The 16,697-nt window shown below is 72.4% G+C and carries 15 protein-coding genes; 6 read left to right on the top strand and 9 right to left on the bottom strand.

Going from position 1 to position 16,697, the window contains the following annotated elements; genetic code table 11:
• Positions 1 to 41: 41 nt before the first annotated feature.
• Positions 42 to 1,967: a Stk1 family PASTA domain-containing Ser/Thr kinase gene (gene pknB, locus ACLQ21_RS00505; RefSeq protein ID WP_425660385.1), complete on the top strand. Its 1,926-nt coding sequence runs from the start codon at positions 42 to 44 to the stop codon at positions 1,965 to 1,967.
• A gap of 42 nt (positions 1,968 to 2,009) precedes the next feature.
• On the opposite strand, the gene ACLQ21_RS00500 is transcribed toward pknB, so the two are convergent.
• The gene (locus tag ACLQ21_RS00500; RefSeq protein ID WP_425660383.1) at positions 2,010 to 3,392 is read right to left on the bottom strand and encodes a class II 3-deoxy-7-phosphoheptulonate synthase; all 1,383 of its coding nucleotides are present in this window, start codon (positions 3,390 to 3,392) and stop codon (positions 2,010 to 2,012) included.
• 74 nt (positions 3,393 to 3,466) lie between these two features.
• On the bottom strand, positions 3,467 to 4,177 hold the full coding sequence (locus ACLQ21_RS00495) for a lysophospholipid acyltransferase family protein (protein ID WP_425660381.1): 711 nt from the start codon (positions 4,175 to 4,177) through the stop codon (positions 3,467 to 3,469).
• Between the two features lie 128 nt (positions 4,178 to 4,305).
• Between ACLQ21_RS00495 and ACLQ21_RS00490 the strand changes: the two genes are divergently transcribed.
• Together ACLQ21_RS00490 and ACLQ21_RS00485 are read left to right on the top strand one after the other, a co-directional pair.
• Positions 4,306 to 6,138: an AMP-dependent synthetase/ligase gene (locus ACLQ21_RS00490; RefSeq protein ID WP_425660379.1), complete on the top strand. Its 1,833-nt coding sequence runs from the start codon at positions 4,306 to 4,308 to the stop codon at positions 6,136 to 6,138.
• 16 nt (positions 6,139 to 6,154) lie between these two features.
• The gene (locus tag ACLQ21_RS00485; protein WP_425660377.1) at positions 6,155 to 6,994 is read left to right on the top strand and encodes a class I SAM-dependent methyltransferase; all 840 of its coding nucleotides are present in this window, start codon (positions 6,155 to 6,157) and stop codon (positions 6,992 to 6,994) included.
• Between the two features lie 7 nt (positions 6,995 to 7,001).
• On the opposite strand, the gene ACLQ21_RS00480 is transcribed toward ACLQ21_RS00485, so the two are convergent.
• A complete protein-coding gene (locus ACLQ21_RS00480) occupies positions 7,002 to 7,493 on the bottom strand; it encodes a peptide deformylase (RefSeq protein ID WP_425660375.1) in 492 nt (163 codons plus the stop codon).
• Positions 7,490 to 10,894, bottom strand: a complete 3,405-nt coding sequence (locus ACLQ21_RS00475; protein WP_425660373.1) for a pyruvate carboxylase — start codon at positions 10,892 to 10,894, stop codon at positions 7,490 to 7,492. The genes ACLQ21_RS00480 and ACLQ21_RS00475 overlap by 4 nt, the downstream gene beginning before the upstream one ends.
• Before the next feature lie 62 nt (positions 10,895 to 10,956).
• On the opposite strand from ACLQ21_RS00475, the gene ACLQ21_RS00470 reads away from it, so the two are divergent.
• Entirely contained in the window at positions 10,957 to 11,871 is a 915-nt protein-coding gene (locus ACLQ21_RS00470; RefSeq protein ID WP_425660371.1) for a ParA family protein, read from the top strand.
• Positions 11,872 to 12,063: 192 nt separating this feature from the next.
• On the opposite strand, the gene ACLQ21_RS00465 is transcribed toward ACLQ21_RS00470, so the two are convergent.
• From ACLQ21_RS00465 to ACLQ21_RS00445, 5 genes are all read right to left on the bottom strand, one after another.
• A complete protein-coding gene (locus ACLQ21_RS00465) occupies positions 12,064 to 12,708 on the bottom strand; it encodes a MerR family transcriptional regulator (RefSeq protein ID WP_425660369.1) in 645 nt (214 codons plus the stop codon).
• Between the two features lie 163 nt (positions 12,709 to 12,871).
• Positions 12,872 to 13,555 (bottom strand): MerR family transcriptional regulator, encoded by a 684-nt coding sequence (locus tag ACLQ21_RS00460; RefSeq protein WP_425660367.1) that lies wholly within the window; start codon positions 13,553 to 13,555, stop codon positions 12,872 to 12,874.
• Positions 13,552 to 14,007 (bottom strand): FHA domain-containing protein, encoded by a 456-nt coding sequence (locus tag ACLQ21_RS00455; protein WP_425660365.1) that lies wholly within the window; start codon positions 14,005 to 14,007, stop codon positions 13,552 to 13,554. Before ACLQ21_RS00455 ends, ACLQ21_RS00460 begins: the two co-directional genes overlap by 4 nt.
• Before the next feature lie 137 nt (positions 14,008 to 14,144).
• Positions 14,145 to 14,459: an AzlD domain-containing protein gene (locus ACLQ21_RS00450; RefSeq protein ID WP_425660364.1), complete on the bottom strand. Its 315-nt coding sequence runs from the start codon at positions 14,457 to 14,459 to the stop codon at positions 14,145 to 14,147.
• Complete coding sequence (locus tag ACLQ21_RS00445) at positions 14,456 to 15,229, bottom strand: AzlC family ABC transporter permease (protein ID WP_425660362.1); 774 nt, start codon at positions 15,227 to 15,229, stop codon at positions 14,456 to 14,458. Before ACLQ21_RS00445 ends, ACLQ21_RS00450 begins: the two co-directional genes overlap by 4 nt.
• 54 nt (positions 15,230 to 15,283) lie before the next feature.
• On the opposite strand from ACLQ21_RS00445, the gene ACLQ21_RS00440 reads away from it, so the two are divergent.
• The gene (locus ACLQ21_RS00440) at positions 15,284 to 15,889 is read left to right on the top strand and encodes a DNA-3-methyladenine glycosylase I (protein WP_425660360.1); all 606 of its coding nucleotides are present in this window, start codon (positions 15,284 to 15,286) and stop codon (positions 15,887 to 15,889) included.
• Positions 15,886 to 16,623, top strand: a complete 738-nt coding sequence (locus ACLQ21_RS00435) for a glutamine amidotransferase-related protein (RefSeq protein ID WP_425660358.1) — start codon at positions 15,886 to 15,888, stop codon at positions 16,621 to 16,623. Before ACLQ21_RS00440 ends, ACLQ21_RS00435 begins: the two co-directional genes overlap by 4 nt.
• Positions 16,624 to 16,697: the final 74 nt, after the last annotated feature.

The raw sequence follows: 16,697 nt of genomic DNA, 5'->3' as shown, positions 1-16,697 counted from the left end.
GGAGCCGATGCATCGCCTCGTCGAGCGCCTATCGTCTTCTCGTGCCCGTCGACTCCCGCGATCCCGTCATCGGACGGACGATCGACCGTCGGTACGCGGTCGGCGACCGGATCGCCCGCGGCGGCATGGCGAGCGTGTACGAGGGCGTCGACCTGCGGCTCGACCGCAAGGTGGCGGTCAAGGTGATGCACCCGCACCTCGGCGACGACGAGCACTTCCGCGAGCGCTTCATCCAGGAGGCGAAGGCCGCCGCGCGGCTCGCGCACCCCAACGTCGTCAACACCTACGACCAGGGCGAGGAGGACGGGCTCGCCTGGCTCGTCATGGAGCTCGTGCCGTCGATCACGCTGCGCGACCTGCTCGCGGAGCGCGGCCGCATCACCCCCGAGCAGTCGCTCGACGTGCTCGAGGCGATCCTCGCCGGGCTCGCCGCGGCGCACCGCGCCGGCATCGTGCACCGCGACCTCAAGCCCGAGAACATCCTGCTGGCGCACGACGGCCGCATCAAGATCGGCGACTTCGGCCTCGCCCGCGCCGCGACCCAGAACACCGCGACCGGCAAGGCGCTGCTGGGCACAATCGCCTACCTCTCCCCCGAGCTCGTCACGCGCGGGCTCGCCGACGCCCGCAGCGACATCTACGCCGTCGGCATCATGCTCTTCGAGATGCTCACGGGGCAGCAGCCGTTCACGGGCGACGAGCCCATGCAGATCGCGTTCCAGCACGCCAACGAGCAGGTGCCGCTCCCCTCGAGCGTTGCCGGCGGCGTGCCGGAGGCGCTCGACTCGCTCGTGCACTGGGCGACGCAGCGCGACCCGAACCTCCGCCCCTCCGACGCCGCCGAGATGCTGGCCGAGCTGCACGCGGTGCGAGAGCGCGGCATCGACCGGCCGACCACCGTCATGCCGTTCGTCACCGAGGACGACCGGTCGACGACGGTCATCGACCGCCCCCGCCCGCAGCGCCGTCGGCAGCTCGTCGCCGAGCCGGACGTCGTGCACGACGCGGGCGACGGCGTCGCGACGACCGCGCTCGCCCGCCGCGCGACGGTGCGGCGCAGGCGCGGGGCGCTGTGGCTCGCGATCGTCGTGCTCGGCGCGCTGCTCGCCGCCGGCCTCGGCTGGTGGTTCAACCTCGGTCCCGGCGGCACCTCGACCGTGCCGCAGGTCGCCGGCGAGCCGCAGGACGTCGCCCTCGCGATGCTCGCGGAGGATGGCATCGAGGTCGCCGGCAGCATCACCGAGCCGAACTACGACACGCCGGCGGGTCACGCGCTCCGCACCGACCCGGAGGCCGGCACGGTGCTCGCGAACGGCGAGTCCGTGCAGCTCGTGCTCTCGTCCGGGCGCCGCAGCCTGCCGGCGCCGGCGGTCACCGGGATGCCGGTCGACGCCGCGCGAGCGGCGATCGAGGCCGCCGAGTTCACCGTCGCCGAGGGCGAGCCCGACGCCGTGTTCGACGGCGCGGCACCCGGCACCGTGCTCGCGGCCTTCACGCCCGACGGCACCGACGTCGCGCAGCTCGAGGCGATCGAGGAGCGCACGCCCATCGCGCTGCGCGTCTCGCTCGGTCCGGTGCCGGCCGAGGCGGGGCAGGTCGCGGCCGAGGCGAAGGCGGCGCTCGAGCGAGCGGGCCTCGTCGTCGACTTCTCCGCCGAGGAGCACTCCACCGAGGTCGAGCAGGGCCGCCTCATCTCGCTCGCGATCCCGACCGACGGGCCGCTGCGCAGGGGCGACACCGTGAGCGGCGTCGTCTCGCTCGGCCCCGTCATGGTGGAGGTGCCCGACGTCGTCGGCACACCCATCCCCGAGGCCGTGCAGGCGATCCGCGACGCGGGCCTCGTGCCAGACCTGCGCACGAACGTGCCCGAGCCGCTGCAGGCGCTCGCCGCGGTGCTGTCGCAGGACCCGGTCGCGCCCGGGCCGGTCGTCGAGGGCTCGACGATCGTGATCGACGCGACCTACTGAGCTCTCAACCGGCCAGTCGGCCGCCGGGCGGCCCGCTCGCAGCTAGGGGCGCTGCGCCGCGCGCAGCTCCTCGGCGACGAGGAACGCGAGCTCGAGCGACTGCATGTGGTTGAGGCGGGGGTCGCACAGCGACTCGTAGCGCGACTCGAGACCGAGCTCGTCGATCTCCTCCGAGCCGCCCAGGCACTCCGTGACGTCGTCGCCCGTGAGCTCGACGTGGATGCCGCCCGGGAACGTGCCGACCGCGCGGTGCGCCTCGAAGAAGCCGCGCACCTCGTCGACGACGTCGTCGAAGCGGCGCGACTTGTAGCCGTTCTTCGTCGTCATGCCGTTGCCGTGCATCGGGTCGGTGACCCACAGCGGCGTCGACTCGAGCGACTTCGAGGCCTCGAGCAGCGGTGGCAGAGCCTCGCGGATGCGCCCGGCGCCCATGCGCGTGATGAACGTGATGCGGCCCGGCTCGCGCTCGGGGTCGAGCTTGTCGACGAGCGCCTCCATGTCGGCGGCGGTCGTCGACGGGCCGAGCTTCACGCCGATCGGGTTGCGCACCCGGGAGAAGAAGTCGACGTGCGCGCCGTCGATCTCGCGCGTGCGCTCGCCGATCCACTGGAAGTGGCTCGACGTGTTGTAGGCGAGCCCCGTGCGGGAGTCGATGCGCGTGAGCGCACGCTCGTAGTCCATCAGCAGGCCCTCGTGACCCGTGAAGAACTCGACGCCCCGCAGCTCGTCGAAGTTGGCGCCTGCGGCCTCCATGAAGCGCACGGCGCGATCGATCTCGCCGGCGAGCGCCTCGTAGCGGGCGAACGAGGGGTTCTGCGCGAAGCCCTTGTTCCAGGAGTGCACCTGCCGCAGGTCGGCGAAGCCGCCCTGCGTGAACGCGCGCACGAGGTTGAGGGTCGACGCGGCCATGTGGTACCCGCGCAGCATCCGCTGCGGGTCGGCCGTGCGGGACTCGAGCGTGAAGTCGTAGCCGTTCACGATGTCGCCGCGGTAGGCGGGCAGCGTCAGGTCGCCGCGGGTCTCTGCGTCGCTCGAGCGCGGCTTCGCGAACTGGCCCGCCATGCGGCCCATCTTCACGACCGGCATCGCCGAGCCGTAGGTGAGCACGACCGCCATCTGCAGGATCGTCTTCACCCGGTTGCGGATGTTGTCGGCCGTCGCACCAGCGAAGGTCTCGGCGCAGTCGCCGCCCTGCAGCAGGAAGGCGCGGCCCTGCGCGGCGGCGGCGAGCCGATCGCGCAGCATGTCGACCTCGCCGGCGAAGACGAGCGGCGGTGCGCTGCGCAGCTCGCGCCGCACCTGCTCGACCGCGTCCTCGTCGGGCCACGCGGGCTGCTGCTTGATCGGCAGCGCGCGATACGCGTCGAGGCCGTGCTCGATGGAGCGGCGCTCGTCGGCGTCGTGGATCGCGATGGTGTCGGTCATGCTCGCCTCTGCTTCAAGCGGCGCCGTGCGCGCCACGGATCAGTCTACCGAGCCGTACCGTCGACCGAGCGCCGTCAGCGGTCGCGGCTCGCGAGCGCCTTGCGCTCCGCCTCGACCCGTGACTTCACGCTCGACGCGTAGACGTCGACGTACTCCTGGTCCGAGATGCGGTTGATGGCCACCATGATCTCGTCGGTGATCGAGCGCAGCACGAAGCGGTCGCCCTCAAGGTTGTAGTAGCGCGAGAAGTCGAGCGGCTCGCCGAAGATGATGCCGATGCGGCCCACCTTGGGCAGTCGGCGCCCGATCGGCATGATCTTCTCGGTGTCGACCATCACGCACGGCACGACCGGCACGCGCGCGTCGAGCACCATGCGGGCGACGCCGGTGCGGCCCCGGTAGAGCTTGCCGTCGGGGCTGCGGGTGCCCTCGGGGTAGATGCCGATCAGACCGCCGTCCTGCAGCTTCTGCAGCGCGGCATCGAGGCTCTGCGAGCTCTTCTCGCCGCCGGAGCGGTCCATCGGCAGCTGCCCGACCGCGAGGAAGAACCAGCGCGTGAGCCTGCCCTTGAGCCCTGTGCCGTTGAAGTAGTCGGACTTCGCGAGGAAGTACACGCGGCGCTGGATGACGAGCGGCATGAGGAAGGAGTCGATCACCGAGAGGTGGTTGCCCGCGATGATGGCGCCGCCGTGCTCGGGGATGTTGTCGAGCCCCGCGACCCATGGGCGGAAGACGCGCGTCATGAAGGGGCCGACGACCCAGTGCCGCATCAGCCAGTAGAACATCGCGCCTCCCCAGACGGAACGAGCCTAGGGCAGGCCCGCGCCCCGCTCGGACATGCGCCCGCGCCTGCGGCCCGCTCTCGCGCGCGACCATATGATGAGCCCAACGCACGAGAGCCGAAGGAGTCCCAGTGCCACAGATCACCGTCCCCGAGGGCGTCGTCCCGCCCGTCGTCCCTGCGGACCCGGAGGCGAACGTCACCGACCTGCTCGAGGAGACGCTCCTGAACCACCCCGATGCGCCGCTGTTCGCGGTGCCGGAGGGCGAGGGCTGGCGCGACATCCCGACGCGCGAGTTCCACCGCCAGGTGGTCGCGCTCGCGAAGGGCTTCGTGGCGGCGGGCGTGCAGCCCGGTGACTCCGTGGGCTTCATGTGCAAGGTGCGCTACGAGTTCTCGCTCGTCGACTTCGCGCTCTGGTACGCCGGCGCGCACATGGTGCCCGTCTACGAGACCTCCGCGCCCTCGCAGATCCAGTGGATCCTCTCGGACGGCGAGGCGACCCGGGTCATCCTCGAGGACGCCGACCTCGTGTCGCGCTTCGACGAGGCGCACGGCGACCTGCCGGCGATCGGCGACGTCTGGCGCATCGACCGGGGCGACCTCGACCGGCTCGTCGAGCAGGGCAAGGACGTGCCCGACGACGAGATCGAGCGGCGCAGGTCCATTGCGCGCGGCGACGACCTCGCGACGCTCATCTACACCTCCGGCTCGACCGGCCGCCCGAAGGGCACGATGCTCACGCACTCGAACTTCGTCGAGCTGTGCCGCAACGCGCGCGTCGTGATGAAGGACGTCGTGGGCCCCGGCACGTCGACGCTGCTGTTCGTCACGCAGGCGCACGTCTTCGCGCGCTTCATCTCCGTCCTCGCGATCGCGGCGACCGTGCGCGTCGGCCACCAGTCCGACACGAAGAAGCTGCTCGCGTCGCTCGGCTCCTTCCGCCCCACCTTCTTCCTCGCCGTGCCCCGCGTGTTCGAGAAGGTCTACAACGCGAGCGAGCAGAAGGCGGAGGCCGGCGGCAAGGGCAAGATCTTCCGCCGCGCCGCGCACGTCGCCGTCGCGCACTCCAAGGCGCTCGACGCCGGCCGCGTGCCGCTCGGCCTCAAGCTGCAGTTCGCGCTCTTCGACCGGCTCGTGCTCAACAAGCTGCGCACCGCGATGGGCGGCCAGGTGAAGTACGCCGTCTCGGGCTCCGCTCCGCTGTCGACCTTCCTCGCGCACTTCTACCGCTCGCTCGGCATCCGCATCCTCGAGGGCTACGGCCTCACCGAGACGACCGCGCCGCTCACCGTCGGCCTCCCCGACCGCTTCAAGATCGGCACCGTGGGGCCGGCGCTGCCCGGCAACGGCGTGAAGATCGCCGAGGACGGCGAGGTGCTCGGCAAGGGCGTCGCCGTGTTCGCCGGCTACTGGCACAACGAGGAGGCGACGCGCGAGGCGTTCACCGAGGACGGCTGGTTCCACACCGGCGACATCGGCTCGCTCGACGCCGACGGCTACCTCACCATCACGGGCCGCAAGAAGGAGCTCATCGTGACGGCCGCGGGCAAGAACGTCGCGCCGAACACGCTCGAGGACCCGATCCGCTCGAACACGATCATCGGTCAGCCGGTGATCGTCGGCGACCAGCGGCCGTTCATCGCGGCGCTCATCACGCTCGACGCCGAGATGCTCGCGACCTGGCTCGAGAACCACGGCCACGACAAGTCGATGACCCTCGAGCAGGCGGCCGCCCACCCCGCCGTCATCGAGGAGGTCCGCAGCGCGATCAGCCGCGCGAACTCGCTCGTGTCGCGAGCCGAGTCGGTGCGCAAGTTCGCGATCCTGCCGATCGAGTTCGTCGAGGCGAACGGCCACCTCACGCCGAAGATGTCGATCAAGCGCCACAACATCCTGAACGACTTCAAGGCGCAGATCGACGACATCTACGCGTCGAGCTCCAGCGCGCACGACGTCGAGTGATCGGGTCGGCGACCGCATGATCGTGCCAGCCACCGCGCAGCACGCCGCTGCGGTCGCCGACCACTACGACGAGCTCGACGCGATCTACCGCCGGCTGTGGGGCGAGCACGTGCACCACGGGCTGTGGACGACGGGGCGCGAGTCACCCTCCGAGGCCGTCGAGGCGCTCGTCGACACGGTCGGCGACCGGTTGCGCCTCGCGCCCGGTGAGGCGTGCGTCGACATCGGCTGCGGGTACGGCGCCACCGCGAGGCGGCTCGCCGCGACCCGCGGCGTGCGGGTCACGGGCATGACGCTGTCGGGCGAGCAGGCCGCCCATGCCGCCGACCATCCGGTGGCCGGCGTCGAGATCCGGGTGCGCGACTGGCTCGACAACGGCCTCCCGGACGCCTCGGCCGACGCCGCCTGGGCGATCGAGTCGAGCGAGCACATGGTCGACAAGCCCGCCTTCTTCGCCGAGGCGCATCGCGTGCTGCGGCCCGGCGGCCGGTTCGTGGTGTGCGCGTGGCTCGCCGAGACCGACGCTCGCGGCTGGCGGGTCCGCCACCTGCTCGAGCCCATCTGCCGCGAGGGCCGCCTGCCGTCGATGGGCACGCGGGAGGAGTATGCGGCGATGGCCGAGGCCGCGGGCTTCCGGGTCGTGGGCTTCGAGGACGTCAGCGCGCGCGTCGCACGCACCTGGAGCATCTGCATCCGCCGGCTCGCGCGCTCGATCGTGACCGATCGCGACACGCGGCGCCTCGCGCTCGTCGGGCGCAATCGCGTGTTCGCCCTGTCGCTGCCGCGGCTGCTCGTCGCCTACCGCACCGGCGCGATGCGCTACGGCATCTTCACGCTCGAGAAGGCGGCCGCGTGAGATCAGCTCAGTACCAGGCGGCCTTCCGCACCTCGGCCATCGCGACCGAGCGCATCTCCTTCTCGAGCGCCTGCAGGTAGAGCCGGCCGTCGAGGTGGCCCATCTCGTGCTGCAGCAGCTGCGCCATGAGGCCCTCACCCTCGAGCACGACCTCGGCGCCCTCGAGGTCGACGCCCACGACGCGGCAGAACGGGTGCCGGGGCGTCGGGAAGCCGAGCTCCGGCACCGACAGGCAGCCCTCGTCGACGAGCTCGGGCTCGCCCCGCACCTCGTCGATGCGCGGGTTGAGCACGTAGCCGACCTGTCCGTCGACGTTGTACGAGAACGCCGCCTTCGCGACGCCGATCTGGTTGGCCGCGACGCCCGCGCGGCCAGGCAGCTGCACGGTGTCGAGCAGGTCCTGCACGAGCGCCGCCGTCGCCGGCGCCGCAGGGTCGACCGGAGTCGCGCGCTCACGCAGCACCGGGTCGCCGAAGACACGGATCTCCCGAACGCTCATGCCGGGCGCACCACCGCGATGAGGTCGCCGGCCTCGACGGGCGTCGTGCCCGTGAGCGCCATCCGCTCGACGGTGCCGGCGACCGGGGTCGTGATCGCCGCCTCCATCTTCATGGCCTCGATCGTCGCGACCGGATCGCCCGCCGCGAGGGTGTCGCCCTCGGCGACCTTGACGGTCACCGCGCCCGCGAACGGGGCGGCGACGTGGCCGGGCACCGACGCATCCGCCTTCTCCGCCTTCGGCTTGTCGACCGTGACGGAGCGGTCGCGCACGTAGACGGGGCGCAGCTGGCCGTTCAGCACCGTCATGACGGTGACGATGCCGTCGTCGTCCGGCTCGCCGACAGCCTCGAGCGAGACGTTGAGCGTCACGCCGCGGCCGATGCCGACGTGGTGCTCCTCGCCGTGCTGCATGCCGTACAGGTAGTCGATCGTGTCGACGACCGACAGGTCGCCGTACTGCGCGCGTGACTCCCGGAACGCCTTCGTCGGACCGGCGAACAGCAGCTCGTTGAGCGCATCCTGCCGGTCTGCCCCGGGCGTCTGGAGCCGCTGCTGCTGCTCGGGCGCGAGCGGCTTGACCGAGATGTCGACGTCGCGGCCCTCGAGCACCTTCGAGCGGAAGGGCTCGGGCCAGCCACCGGGCAGGTCGCCGAGCTCGCCGGCCATGAAGCCGATGACGGAGTCGGGGATGTCGTACTTGCGCGGGTCGCGCTCGAAGTCGTCGGGGTCGACGCCCTGCGCCACCAGCTGCAGCGCGAGGTCGCCGACGACCTTCGACGACGGCGTCACCTTCGTCGGACGGCCGAGGATGCGCGACGCGGCGGCGTACCAGTCCTCGATCTTCTCGAAGTCGTCGGCGAGGCCGAGCGCGATCGCCTGCTGGCGCAGGTTCGAGAGCTGGCCGCCCGGGATCTCGTGGCGGTAGACGCGCCCCGTGGGGCCCGGCAGGCCCGACTCGAACGGCTTGTAGAGGCGGCGGACGGCCTCCCAGTAGGGCTCGAGGTCGCTCGCGGCGTCGAGCGAGATGCCCGTGTCGCGGTCGGTGTGCGCGACCGCGGCGATGAGCGCCGAGAGCGACGGCTGGCTCGTCGTGCCCGCCATCGGCGCGCTCGCGACGTCGACGGCGTCGACGCCGGCCGCGGATGCGGCGAGCAGGGTCGCGAGCTGACCGCCGGCGGTGTCGTGCGTGTGGAGGTGCACGGGCACGTCGAAGCGCTCGCGGAGCGCCGCGACGAGCTTCGACGCCGCACCGGCGCGCAGCAGGCCGGCCATGTCCTTGATGGCCAGCACATGCGCGCCAGCGTCGACGATGCGCTCGGCGAGCGCGAGGTAGTAGTCGAGCGTGTAGAGGTCCTCGGCGGGGTCGAGCAGGTCGCCGGAGTAGCACAGCGCGACCTCGGCGACGGTGGTGCCGGTCGCGAGCACCGCGTCGATCGCCGGGCGCATCTGGTCGACGTCGTTGAGCGCGTCGAAGATGCGGAACACGTCGATGCCGGTCGCCGCCGCCTCGTCGACGAAGGCCTCGGTCACCTCGGTCGGGTAGGGCGTGTAGCCGACGGTGTTGCGGCCGCGCAGCAGCATCTGCAGCGGGATGTTCGGCATCGACTCGCGGATGCGGGCGAGCCGCTCCCACGGGTCCTCGCCCAGGAAGCGCAGCGCGACGTCGTAGGTCGCGCCGCCCCACGCCTCCATCGACAGCAGCTGCGGCGTCATGCGCGCGACGTGCGGGGCGACGGCGACGAGGTCGGCGGTGCGCACGCGCGTCGCCAGCAGCGACTGGTGGGCGTCGCGGAAGGTCGTCTCGGTGACGGCGAGCGAGGTGCGCTCGCGGAGCGCCGTCGCCCAGCCCGCGGGGCCGAGCTCCTGCAGCCGCTGCCGCTCCCCGTCGGGCGCCGGCGCCTCGAGGTCGATCGCGGGCAGCTTGATCGCCGGGTTGATGACGTCGACCGCCGCGCCGTTGGGCTGGTTGACGGTCACGTCGGCGAGCCAGCCGAGCACCTTCGACGCGCGGTCCTTCGGCGGGTTGATGCGCGTGAGCTCCGGGTGCTCGTCGATGAAGTGGGTCGACACGTCGCCGGCGCGGAACTCCGGGCTGTCGAGCAGGTTGAGCAGGAACGGGATGTTCGTGGCGACGCCGCGGATGCGGAACTCGCTCACCGCGCGGTGGGCCCGGCGGATCGCGGTGTCGAGGTCGCGGCCGCGGCAGGTGACCTTCGCGAGCATCGAGTCGAAGTGCGGGCTCACCTCGGTGCCGGGGTTGATGGTGCCGCCGTCGAGGCGCACGCCGGCGCCGCCGGGCGAGCGGTACGCGGTGATGCGCCCGGTGTCGGGGCGGAAGCCGTCGGCCGGGTTCTCGGTCGTGACGCGGCACTGCAGCGCGGCCCCGTGCATCCGGATCTGGTCCTGCGTGAGCCCGAGCTCGGCGAGCGACTCCCCCGCGGCGATGCGGATCTGGCTCGCGACGAGGTCGACGTCGGTGATCTCCTCGGTGACGGTGTGCTCGACCTGGATGCGCGGGTTCATCTCGATGAACACGTGCTGGCCGGCGCGCTCGCCCGCGGTGTCGAGCAGGAACTCGACGGTGCCGGCGTTGACGTAGCCGATCGAGCGGGCGAAGGCGACGGCGTCGCGGTAGAGCGCGTCGCGCTGCTCCTGCGAGAGGTTGGGCGCGGGCGCGAGCTCGACGACCTTCTGGTGGCGGCGCTGCACCGAGCAGTCGCGCTCGAACAGGTGCACGGTCTCGCCGTGCGCGTCGGCGAGGATCTGCACCTCGATGTGGCGGGGGCGCACGACGGCCTGCTCGATGAACATCGTCGGGTCGCCGAACGCGCTGTCGGCCTCGCGCATGGCGGCCTCGAGCGCGCCGGGCAGGTCCTCGCGGCGCTCGACCAGCCGCATCCCACGGCCACCGCCGCCCGCGACGGCCTTGCAGAAGACGGGGAAGCCGATCTCGTCGGCGCCCGCGACGAGCGTGTCGAGGTCGGTGGTCGCTGGGGTGGATGCGAGCACCGGCACGCCCGCGGCGATCGCGTGCTCCTTCGCCGTCACCTTGTTGCCGGCCATCGCGAGCACCGAGGGGCCGGGGCCGACGAACGTGATGCCGGCCTCGGCGGCGGCGGTCGCGAGCTCGGGGTTCTCGCTCAGGAAGCCGTAGCCGGGGTAGATGGCGTCGGCGCCGGCGTCCTTGGCGACGCGGATGATCTCGCTCACCGTCAGGTAGGCGCGCACCGGGCGGCCCGGCTCACCGATCTGGTACGCCTCGTCAGCCTTCTGGCAGTGGAGCGAGTTGCGGTCCTCGTGTGCGTAGACGGCGACGGTGCGCACGCCCAGCTCGTTGGCGGCCCGGAAGGCTCGGATCGCGATCTCGCCTCGGTTGGCGACAAGGAGCTTCGAGAACATGCGGGTCCCTCCGGGTGCGGCGGCGCGGTCTTTCCAATCTAGTGCCGCTACGCTTGGCCCCCGTGCACGTACTCTCGATCAGCTCCCTCAAAGGCGGTGTCGGCAAGACGACCGTGACGCTCGGTCTCGCCTCCGCCGCCTTCGCCAAGGGCCTCCGCACGCTCGTGGTCGATCTCGACCCGCAGTCCGACGCCTCGACGGGCATGGACATCGAGATCGACGGCCGGCTCAACGTCGCCGACGTGCTCGCGAACCCGAAGGACAAGATCGTCCAGCAGGCGATCTCGCCCTCGGGCTGGACCCAGGGTCACGGCGGCACGATCGACGTGCTGATCGGCTCGCCCTCCGCGATCAACTTCGACGGCCCGCATCCGACGATCAAGGACATCTGGAAGCTCGAGACGGCCCTCACGACTGTCGAGAACGACTACGACCTCGTCCTGGTCGACTGCGCCCCGTCCCTCAACGCACTCACCCGCACGGCCTGGGCCGCCTCCGACCGCGTGCTCGTGGTCACCGAGCCCGGCCTGTTCTCCGTCGCCGCGGCCGACCGCGCGCTGCGCGCGATCGAGGAGATCCGCCGCGGCCTGAGCCCGCGCCTGCAGCCGCTCGGCATCGTCGTGAACCGCGCCCGGCCGCAGTCGCTCGAGCACCAGTACCGCATCCAGGAGCTCAAGGACATGTTCGGGCCGCTCGTGCTCGAGACGATCCTGCCCGAGCGCACCTCGATGCAGCAGGCGCAGGGCGCGGCCCGGCCGCTGCACGTGTGGCCCGGCGAGGGCGCGCAGGAGATGGCGCTGCAGTTCGACGAGCTGCTGCAGACGGTGCTGACGGCCTCCGGCCGAGCGGGCGACGAGGCCGCGTCCGGCCGCAAGGTGCCCGCGCCGACCGCAGCCGTCGACGCGACGGCTGCCGCCGAGCTCGAGGAGGCGGCCGCCGCCGACGCCGACTCGACCGAGCCCGAGCCCACCAAGTAGGAGCCTGGTGCCGGGGCGCCACGGCGGGCCAGGGCACGCAGTGTCGACCTGCGGCTGGAGTGTCGCGGCACTCGAGCATCCGCCCGACACTCGCGATCGCCCGCCGCGGCGGGTGTCGACCTGTGGTCGGAGTGTCGCGACACTCAAGCATGCCGCCGACACTCGCGGCCGGCGAGCGTCAGGACAGGCGGGTCAGGCCGTGCGGCTCCTGCGCGCGCGGCGCGCGGCGAGCTCGTCGACGTGGGCCTCGTCGACCGGCGTGACCTCGAGCTCGATGAGCTGGGTCTCGACCTCGCGCAGCACCTTGCCGACGGCGATGCCGAACACGCCCTGGCCGCGGCCGAGGAGGTCGATGACCTCGTCGCTCGACGTGCAGAGGTAGACGCTCGCGCCGTCGGAGATCAGGGTCGTCTGCGTGAGGTCGCGGACGCCCGCCTCGTGGAGCTGCTGGATCGCGACCCGGATCTGCTGCAGCGAGATGCCCGTGTCGAGCAGGCGCTTCACGAGCTTGAGCACGAGGATGTCACGGAACGAGTAGAGGCGCTGACTGCCGGAGCCGTGCGCGGGACGAATGGTGGGCTCGACGAGCCCCGTGCGCGCCCAGTAGTCGAGCTGGCGGTAGGTGATGCCCGCGGCGTCGGCGGCGATCGCGCCGCGATAGCCGACCGCGTCGGGCTCCTGCGGGAGTCCGTCGGTGAACAGCAGCCCCGCTTCGAAGCGGGAGTCCTCGGCCTCGCCGGCGTCGGTGGCGGGCGAGTCAGCGGCACCGGTGTCGGCAGCTGAGGGCTCGATCAGGCCGGCGCCGCCCTGCTCATCATCCAGGCTGCCGTCGCGCATGGCCGTTCCCTCCGCTGTGCTGGGCTCAACCTTCAAGAAGAGGTTGAGTCTTGGGCCCCACCGTAGCGACCCGCTCCCCCGCCGCTGCGCAAGCGAGCGCGGGTCGGCGTGTCGGGACCGAGTCTACGCCCTGCCGCCCACGGGCGGCTCGGACGACTCGCGGTCAGACGCCGAGCGCGTCGCGCGTGAGCAGCTCGCGCACCGACTGGATCTGGCCGGCGAGGTCGCGCGCGGCCTCCGCCGCCTTCGCCTGGCTGCCCGTCTCGCGGCGGCCACGCATGGGCTTGAGGGCCGACTCGATGAGCGCTGCCTCGCGCTGCGCCGACTGCCGCATGCCGCGCAGGTGGCGGGGCTCGATGCCGAAGCGCTGCAGCTCGACGAGCGCGCGCAGCGCCTGCACGGCGTCGTCACCGAAGGGCTCGGCGCCGGGCACGAGCTGCGCGGAGATCGCGTCGGCGACGAGCTGCTTCGAGGCGCTGGCCTCGGCCTGCAGCTCGGCGCGCGTCAGGCGGCGCTCCGCGGTCAGGATGGACGGCGCCTCGACCCGCACGTTGGCGCCCGGGATCTGGGGCGTGCGACCGGCATCGATGTCCTCGAGGTGGCCGAGGATCACCTTGAGCGGCAGGTAGTGGTCTCGCTGCAGCGTCAGGATGTAGCGGAGTCGCTCGAGGTCGGCGGCGTCGAACTTGCGGTAGCCGGAGGGCGTGCGCTGCGGCGAGATGAGCCCCTGATCCTCGAGGAAGCGGAGCTTCGACGGGGAGAGGTCGGGGAACTCGGGTCCGAGCTTCGCCAGCACCTGGCCGATCGAGAGGAGACCCGCGGGCTTCCTCGACGGCTGGGCGCTCACGCCCGGGGTTCGAGGTCGAGGCGGGAGCGGTAGAAGGTGAGGCGGAACTTGCCGACCTGCACCTCTGCTCCGTCGTGCAGCACCGCGCGGTCGACGCGCTCGCCGTCGTAGTAGGTGCCGTTGAGCGAGCCGAGGTCGCGCAGCTCGAAGGCCGTGCCGTTCCGGGTGAACTCCGCGTGACGGCGCGAGACCGTCACGTCGTCGAGGAAGATGTCGGCGTCGGGGTGACGGCCGGCGACCGTGGAGTCCTGGTCGAGCAGGAACCGCGCGCCGACGTTGGGTCCACGCCGCACGACGAGGATGGCGGAGCCGGACGGCAGAGAAGCCACCGCCTCGCGATCCTCGGCCGACGTACCGGAGAGCATGGCTGCGAGCTGCGCGCGGTAGTCGTCACCCCAGGACTGCGTGCTCTCGCTGTCGGGGCCCGGCTTGCGGGCGTCCTGCTCGGTCATGCGCTTCCTCCACGCGAACGGCGCCGGCGGTGCCGGCGGGTGTCGATCAGCATACGGGTTCGAGGCTGTGGCCGGACACGGAGCCGCCGTCGCCTGAGAGGCCAACCCTAGCGAAATCCGCGGGCCCTCGATGACGCTCACGGCAGCCCCGCGAGCTGCCGCAGCAGCGCCGCCGTCGCAGCTGCCGCGGCGACCGCGACGATGAACGGCGCCCGCACGGCGAAGAGGCCGGCCGCGACCGCGACGGCGGGGATCCGGGCGTCGAGCAGGATGCCGTCGCCCCCGCCGAGCGCCTGCACGGCGACGAGCCCCGCCAGCAGCGACACGGTGAGCAGCTCGAGCGTGCGGCGCGGCCGCGGGCTGTCGAACAGCCGCGGCGGCACCGCGTAGCCGAGCAGCTTGATCGCGAGCACGGCGATGCTCGCGAGCAGGATGAGGTGCCAGGTCGTCACGCGTGCTCCCCTCGCGGATGCGCCGGGTCCGGATGCCGTGCCGTGCCCGGGTCGGGGAGGCTCGACTCGTGCTTCGGTCCGAGCCAGTTCGTCAGCCCGACCACCACGCCGACGGCGGCGGCGACGATCACCGGGAGCCCGGCCGGCAGCGCGGGCAGCAGCGCCGTCGCGACGACGGCGCTCGCCGCCGCGACCGCGATCGCCTGGCGCGCCTGCAGCCTCGGCCACAGCAGCCCCACGAAGGCCGCTGCGGCCGCCGCGTCGAGCCCCCACTGCTTCGGGTCGCCGAGCAGGTCTCCCAGCAGCGCCCCCGCGAGCGTCGCCGCGTTCCACCCGAGCCAGATGCCCACGCCCGTCACCCAGAAGCCGACGCGCTGCGACCTCGGCTCCGGCTGCGCGAGCGCGACCGCGGTCGACTCGTCGATCGTGACGTGCGCGGCGATCGGCATCAGCGCGCCGCGCGGCGCGACCACACGGCGCATGCTCATGCCGTACAGCGCGTTCCGCAGGCCGAGCATGGCCGCGCTCGCGACGCCCGCGACGCCGCCGCCGGCGGCCATCACACCGATGAACGCGAACTGCGAGCCGCCGGAGAACATCAGCAGGCTCAGCACCATCGTCTGCCACAGGTCGAGCCCGGACGAGATCGAGAGGGCGCCGAACGAGAGCCCGTAGGCGCTCGTGGCGACGACGACGCTCAGCCCCGCGCGCCACGCGCGCCGCACCGCATCCGTCTGCACCACTGATCTCCGCACCGCTGAACCCCGCACCGATCCAGCCTAGACAGGGCCTCGGACGGTCGGCGCCGCGGCTAGCGTGGTGCCATGCATCTCATCGTCGGCGAGGACGGGCTCGCGCGCCCGACGTGGGCGGCGACCGACCCGCTGCTGCGCGACTACTACGACCGCGAGTGGGGCATGCCGGTGCGCGACGAGACGGGGCTGTTCGAGCGCCTCTCGCTCGAGGCCTTCCAATCGGGACTCTCGTGGGCGACGATCCTGCGCAAGCGGCCCGCGTTCCGCGCGGCGTTCGCGGGCTTCGAAGCGGATGCGGTTGCGCGCTTCGACGAGGCGGACGTCGAGCGCCTGCTCGGCGACGCGGGGATCGTGCGCAACCGCCGCAAGATCGACGCGACGATCGGCAACGCGCGCGCGACGGTCGCGCTGCGCGAGCAGGGCGGGCTCGCCGCGCTCATCTGGTCGTTCCAGCCGGAGCGGACGCCGACCCCCGAGACCCACGCGGACGTGCCGACGCAGTCGGCCGAGTCGATCGCGCTGTCGAAGGCGCTCAAGCGCCACGGCTTCGCGCACGTCGGCCCGACGACGATGCACGCCCTGATGGAGGCGGTGGGCGTCGTCGACACCCACCTCGTGGGATCCCACCGGCGCGGCTCGAGCGGCGTGTGGACGACGGAGGGACGGAGAGCGTGAGCAGCATCCTGATCGTGCAGTCGCGGCCCGAGGACGAGGTCGCCGACGCGGAGCTCGACGCCATGGTGCGCTTCGGGCGGCTCGACGAGTCGCGCATCCGTCGGGTGCGGCTCGACCGCGACCAGCCCGAGATCGACCTCTCAGCGGTCGACGCCGTGCTCATCGGCGGCGGACCGGCGAACTTCAGCGACGATCCCGAGCTGCGGCCCGCCGCGCACGCGGGCGTCGTGCCGTGGCTCACCGAGCTCGGCGTGCGCGTCATCCGCGACGACGTCCCCTACCTCGGGGCGTGCTTGGGCCTCGGGGCCGTCGTGCACGCGCTGGGCGAGCGGATGATCCGCGGCGTCGCCGAGTCGGTCGCGCCCGTCGAGCTCAGCCTCGTGGGCGAGGACTGGCTCACCGAAGGGCTGCCGCGCGCCTTCACCGCCTTCGGCGGCCACAAGGAGGGCATCCGCGAGGCGCCGGCCGGCTCGCCCGCCCTGCCCGTCACGACCCTCGCGGTCTCGGCCGCGTGCGTGCACATGCTGCGCGTGGGCGAGCACGTGGTCGCGACGCAGTTCCACCCGGAGCTCGACGCCGACGGGCTCGAGCAGCGCATCCGGGCCTACCGCGACCACGGCTACTTCTCCCCCGACGAGGTCGACGACCTCGTGCGGGCGGGTCGCGCCGCGCACGTCGAGCACCCGCAGACCATCCTCGCCCGCTTCGCGGAGCGCTACGAGCTCACCCGGTGAACCCGCCCGGCGCCGCGGTCGATGGCCGCCGCGACGCCGCGTCTGGACACGCCGCCCGCCGAGGGTCAGACTTC

It is taken from the genome of Agrococcus sp. DT81.2, assembly GCF_049844935.1.
Lineage (GTDB): Bacteria > Actinomycetota > Actinomycetes > Actinomycetales > Microbacteriaceae > Agrococcus.
Note: the sequence above shows the minus strand (reverse complement) of the source record. Positions and strands in the feature narration are given on the sequence as shown.

Excerpts from the sequence above, each read along its gene's own strand:
- ACLQ21_RS00500 (WP_425660383.1), bottom strand. The coding sequence starts at position 3,392 with ATGACCGACACCATCGCGATCCACGACGCCGACGAGCGCCGCTCCATC.
- ACLQ21_RS00495 (WP_425660381.1), bottom strand. The coding sequence starts at position 4,177 with ATGTTCTACTGGCTGATGCGGCACTGGGTCGTCGGCCCCTTCATGACG.
- ACLQ21_RS00485 (WP_425660377.1), top strand. The coding sequence starts at position 6,155 with ATGATCGTGCCAGCCACCGCGCAGCACGCCGCTGCGGTCGCCGACCAC.
- ACLQ21_RS00480 (WP_425660375.1), bottom strand. The coding sequence starts at position 7,493 with ATGAGCGTTCGGGAGATCCGTGTCTTCGGCGACCCGGTGCTGCGTGAG.
- ACLQ21_RS00475 (WP_425660373.1), bottom strand. The coding sequence starts at position 10,894 with ATGTTCTCGAAGCTCCTTGTCGCCAACCGAGGCGAGATCGCGATCCGA.
- ACLQ21_RS00465 (WP_425660369.1), bottom strand. The coding sequence starts at position 12,708 with ATGCGCGACGGCAGCCTGGATGATGAGCAGGGCGGCGCCGGCCTGATC.
- ACLQ21_RS00455 (WP_425660365.1), bottom strand. The coding sequence starts at position 14,007 with ATGACCGAGCAGGACGCCCGCAAGCCGGGCCCCGACAGCGAGAGCACG.
- ACLQ21_RS00440 (WP_425660360.1), top strand. The coding sequence starts at position 15,284 with ATGCATCTCATCGTCGGCGAGGACGGGCTCGCGCGCCCGACGTGGGCG.